Source organism: Phaeobacter sp. CAU 1743, assembly GCF_039839315.1.
In the GTDB taxonomy this organism is placed as follows: domain Bacteria; phylum Pseudomonadota; class Alphaproteobacteria; order Rhodobacterales; family Rhodobacteraceae; genus Phycobacter; species Phycobacter gallaeciensis_A.
Genome location: NZ_JBDOQR010000137.1, coordinates 1 through 4542 on the forward strand (window position 1 = coordinate 1; position 4542 = coordinate 4542).

Annotated in this window: 1 protein-coding gene and 2 pseudogenes; 2 read left to right on the plus strand and 1 reads right to left on the minus strand. The window is 57.3% G+C overall.

Annotation, left to right across the window (positions count from 1 at the left end; translation table 11 throughout):
- Nucleotides 1-122: 122 nt before the first annotated feature.
- A pseudogene (locus tag AAFO90_RS24020) lies at nucleotides 123-1088 on the plus strand (aminotransferase class III-fold pyridoxal phosphate-dependent enzyme); the annotation flags it as partial.
- 323 nt (nucleotides 1089-1411) lie between these two features.
- On the opposite strand, the gene AAFO90_RS24025 reads toward AAFO90_RS24020, so the two are convergent.
- On the minus strand, nucleotides 1412-2935 hold the full coding sequence (locus tag AAFO90_RS24025) for a fasciclin domain-containing protein (protein ID WP_347511070.1): 1524 nt from the start codon (nucleotides 2933-2935) through the stop codon (nucleotides 1412-1414).
- Between the two features lie 597 nt (nucleotides 2936-3532).
- On the opposite strand from AAFO90_RS24025, the pseudogene AAFO90_RS24030 reads away from it, so the two are divergent.
- Nucleotides 3533-3912: pseudogene (locus tag AAFO90_RS24030) on the plus strand (transposase); the annotation flags it as partial.
- Nucleotides 3913-4542: the final 630 nt, after the last annotated feature.

Genomic DNA, 4542 nt, shown 5'->3' on the forward strand with positions numbered 1-4542 from the left:
CCCTCACGGGCATGCTGGCTGCGGGTGAGTTCGGTCCAGGCCATCGTGGTCTCCGTTCAGTGTCGTACCCGAACAGAAACACAACCTCCTGAACTCACTCAATTAGTTTCAAATCGGGCTCTGAGAAGAAGAAGTTCCTCGCGCGAGACAAGGGCTATCATGGCATCACCATCGCATCGGGTTCTCTGACCGGCCTCGTGGGCAACCACCGCGACTTCGACCTTCCGGCAATCCCGGTGACGCACCTGAGCACCCCGTCCTACTGGCGCTACAGCAACGAGGGCGAGACCGAGGCGGAGTTCACCGCCCGCTTGCTCAAGGAACTCGAAGACACGATCATCGCCGAAGGCCCCGAGACCATCGCAGCCTTCATCGGCGAGCCTGTCATGGGCGCAGGCGGAGTGATGACTCCGCCCGAGGGCTACTGGCCCGGCGTCGCGGAGATCTGCGCCAAGTATGACATCCTACTGGTCGCCGACGAGGTCATCAACGGCTTCGGCCGCACCGGCGCACGGTTCGGCTGCGAGAAATACGGCTTTACCCCGGACATCCTCGTCACTTCGAAACAGCTGACCTCGTCCTACATGCCGCTTGCCGCCATCGTGGTGAACGACAAGGTGTATGACGCCATCGCCGACAACACCGCCAAGCTGAACGGCTTCGGTCATGGTTTCACCGCTTCGGGCCACCCCGTCGCCTGTGCCGTCGGGCTCGAAAACCTCGCGATCATCGAGGAACAGGACCTGATGGGCAACGCCGAGCGTCTGGAGCCGATGTTCCAGGATGGGCTGCGCAAGTTCGCCGATCACCCGCTGGTGGGCGAAGTGCGCGGTGTCGGCCTCATCGCCGGGGTCGAGATGGCAAAGGACCGCGCGACCCGGACCTCCTTTGAGCCGGCGGGCAAGGTGGCCCCCAAGGTCGTGGAGTTCTGCGCCGAGGAAGGGCTGATTGTGCGGGCTGTCTACGAGACCGTCGCCTTTTGCCCGCCGATGATCGTGACCGAGGAAGACGTGAGCGAGATCCTGGCCCGCTTCGGCCGCGCGCTCGACAAGGCGCTGGAGTGGGCGAGGGCCGAAGGTCTGCTCTGATAGCCACCGCGTTTATGCGGAAGGCCCGGATATTGCGCTCCGGGCCTTTTTGCCTTCATACGAGCCTCGGCGGAACATGTTCTTGCCCCATTTACTTTTCTTGAGCGAGGCAAAGGTTTTCCCCGCACTCACTGGCTAGGCAGTCTTTTTTGTTGGGTTTTGCGGACGACAAAAGCGCTGCTTCCTCTCGGGAGCGGCGTGTTCAGCATAGTATGGTTGGGGGAGCCTGCTGCCGTCGACCTGTACCTCAACCGATCTGCTATGCTTAGCCAAGCCCCCGCCCGGATAGGCATCCGGCCGGGGACCATGGTTGTCTTGCCCCTTCAGAGTATAAAATCGCCTTCGTCCAACGAATGCCCGCGAAGGCCGAGGAGCGTAATCTCCGTGTCACCGAGGTCAATCTCGGTACGGAAACCCCGCTCGCTGATGGCCCCTTCGATTTCATCGAAGCTTTCGAAGCCATACGCGCTGAGGTCGATCTTGTCCTTGCCTGAGCGGAAACCAACAATCAGGTCGTGACCGCCGTTCTCTGCGAAGACGAAGGTGTCCGCTCCCCTGCCGCCAAAGAGATAATCATTGCCCTTTCCTCCGTCGATAAGGTCATTCCCCCGGCCGCCCCTGATGAAGTCACTGCCAGCTTCGCCCTTCAACGTATCGTTGCCTCTGCCACCGAAAACCTTATCGCGCTGCGCACCCGCCAACACCAGATCGTCACCCGACCCGGCAAAAACGACGTCCTTGCCGCCCTTGGCATCGATCAGGTCATTGTCCCGCCCCGTGCGCAAGAAATCGCGTCCATCATCAGCAATCACGAAGTCAACGTCGTTCGCCCCATCAGTTGGCAACAGGTCGACAGGCAGAAGAACGCCGTCCAGGACGTGAACGACACCGTTAGAAGCCTGAAGATCGGTCGCGATCAGGTTGGGGTTCGAAAGGTCCGGATCGGCATCGACAAGACTGAGGCCATCGAGCGTAAGTGTCCCGCCTTGCAGCGTCTCCACCTCTCCAGTGGCAATCACCTGGCTGGCTTGCAGGCTCTGGCCCGCTACGTGGTAGGTCAGAACGGTGGACAACAGCTCGATGGGGTCATTGCCTTCGTTCAGCAGGCGCAGGGCATCGACCAAGTAACCAAAAGCGCCTGCTTCGTCACTTCCCTCATACCCGAGGGTCTGGGACAGACCGACAAACGCGGAGTCGGTCGGCGCGAACACTGTGAAATCCTGTGTGTCGTCGTCCAGAACCCCTGCAAGATCGGCAGCAATCACGGAATCGCGCAGAATGTCGAAGTCTGCGCCGTTGCCGTCAAAGCCCTCCGCACCACTCGTTTCGAGCACGAGACCGGTAACGGTCGGGGCATCATTGTCGGGCAAATCAATAGGCAAGAGTACCCTGTCGATCACATGCACCACGCCATTGTCCGCCATGATGTCCGTCGCAATCAGAGAGGGATCAATCAGATCCGGTTCGTTGTCGCCCAGCGTCGGCAGTTCGGTGGCATCGATAATGCCGCCCTGCAACGTCGTCACGGATCCGGCCGCAGCAATATCGCCGGAGGACAGTGCCCCAACCGAAACATGGTAGGTCACCACGGCCTCAAGCGTGTCCGCACCCAGCGTGCTAAGGAATTCAGTCACCGCGACGGCGTCGGTGGTATCCCCTGCGAAGCCAAGATCGGTGGCCAGTTGACCAAAGGCCGCATTCGTCGGCGCGAACACGGTGAGGTCTGCAGCCGCGTTGTTGAGGGTGTCGATATAGGCAGTCCCTTTCTCAGCATCGATGAACTCGATCACTGAGACAAGAATGCTGAAGGTTGTATCGCTTGATGCGATTCCTGCAATGGTGGTCATGGTCTCTCTCTCCCATTTACTCAGACGCACAGAAGGCCAGCATGCCTCCTGTCAGCCCTAGAGCTCGTTATCGCTAACTTCGGCGGGAGCACCTCTTCGATCTCGCTTATGACGCCTTTCCAGTCCTGATGTCGGCGGTGGTGACACTCGCAGTCTGCAAGGCCACGCCCCCTCGGCTCCGAGCACTCTTGGGCGACTTCGGTCAAGGCGGTAGCCATTGCGGTGATAGTGCCACGAGATAAGCAGTTTCGGCAAAACGTGTCCGCTTTGGTTATGCACCCTTGGTTACGGCCACTCTCGGTGAGCGGATCAATTCGATCAACAAAACGTGATCATCAAACGTAGCCGACGATCTGGCAGCACGTCGAAGCTTCGATCTGAGAATCATCCTATTGGCATTGCGCCTTACGGAATTTCTGCAAACAAGGCGCCATGCGTTTCCTGCCCATCTGAGCACTGACCGCTTTCCGCTCCTTGCCGCCGCTCACACACGGCCAGACTAAATTGTCGCCTATATGGCTGTTCCTCTGGATCAATGTCATGGATAAGCCTCAGATTGGTTCAAAGCGGATATCTAGGCGTCGAAACAACATGAGGCGTGGCCGCCTGATCAGACGCACCAAGGGCGACACGAACACGAAACTGCACGCAGTTTGCGACAGCAAAGGACGCCCACTGAACCTTTTCGTGACAGCGTGCCGGGCTCATCAAATTTGGATTGGCGTCTTGGTGATCGCGAGCACAACGCCGATTGGTTCAGAGAAGCGTTGCAAGATAACGGGATCCGCACCTGCCCCCCAGGCAGGAAGCAACAACAGACTACAGCAAGATACGAAAAGCGCCGCCACAAACAGCGCAACCACATAGAGATCACGTTCGGAAGACTGAAGGACTGGCGGCGTGTCACAAATAACTATGACCGTTGCCCGAATGTCTTTTTCTCGCCAATCGCCCTGGCCGCAACCGTCACATACTTCTGCAACTCAATGCATCCTGAACCTCGTCCAATCGGCTCAATCAGTGGCTGTCAGCGGGACGTTCGACACGCACCGAACACGATGTCTCCCCCTTGACACTCCTTGCGCACGTCTATGCTTCGGTTTGCACCCACATATCCTTACCCGGACATCCCACGCAAATAGATTGCGACAGGAATATGTCAGATATGTGTCAAATTTATGACTAAATGATTGACTCATTCTGGGAAGTCTGTCACCGTTTAGAAACTGTGACTAATTCTACGGAGGATTGCGGGGCTCACTAATTTGCTTGAGCCTTTCCGTATAATAATAATACAGGCGCAATCCCGTAAATCGAAGAGACTATCTCGGCCTCTCTTTTGCCGAGCGTTTACGGTGAATTAAAAAGTACAAGAAGAGATTACGGATCAATCTTCGGGTCCGACTGCAATTACTCCAAATCTAAAATGCATGCGACACTTCGCGTATCGCGGGAACGCCTTTGATTGGCGTTGAACGCTTTTAAAGCGTTTCCAGTTTATGTAGAAGCATACCCGGCCTCGCAAAAGTAGTTCCAGCATTCCTGAGGTGTGTAGAGATCACAGATTTCGTTGAGGGCTTCGAACAGTCCAGTGAATGACCGCGCTC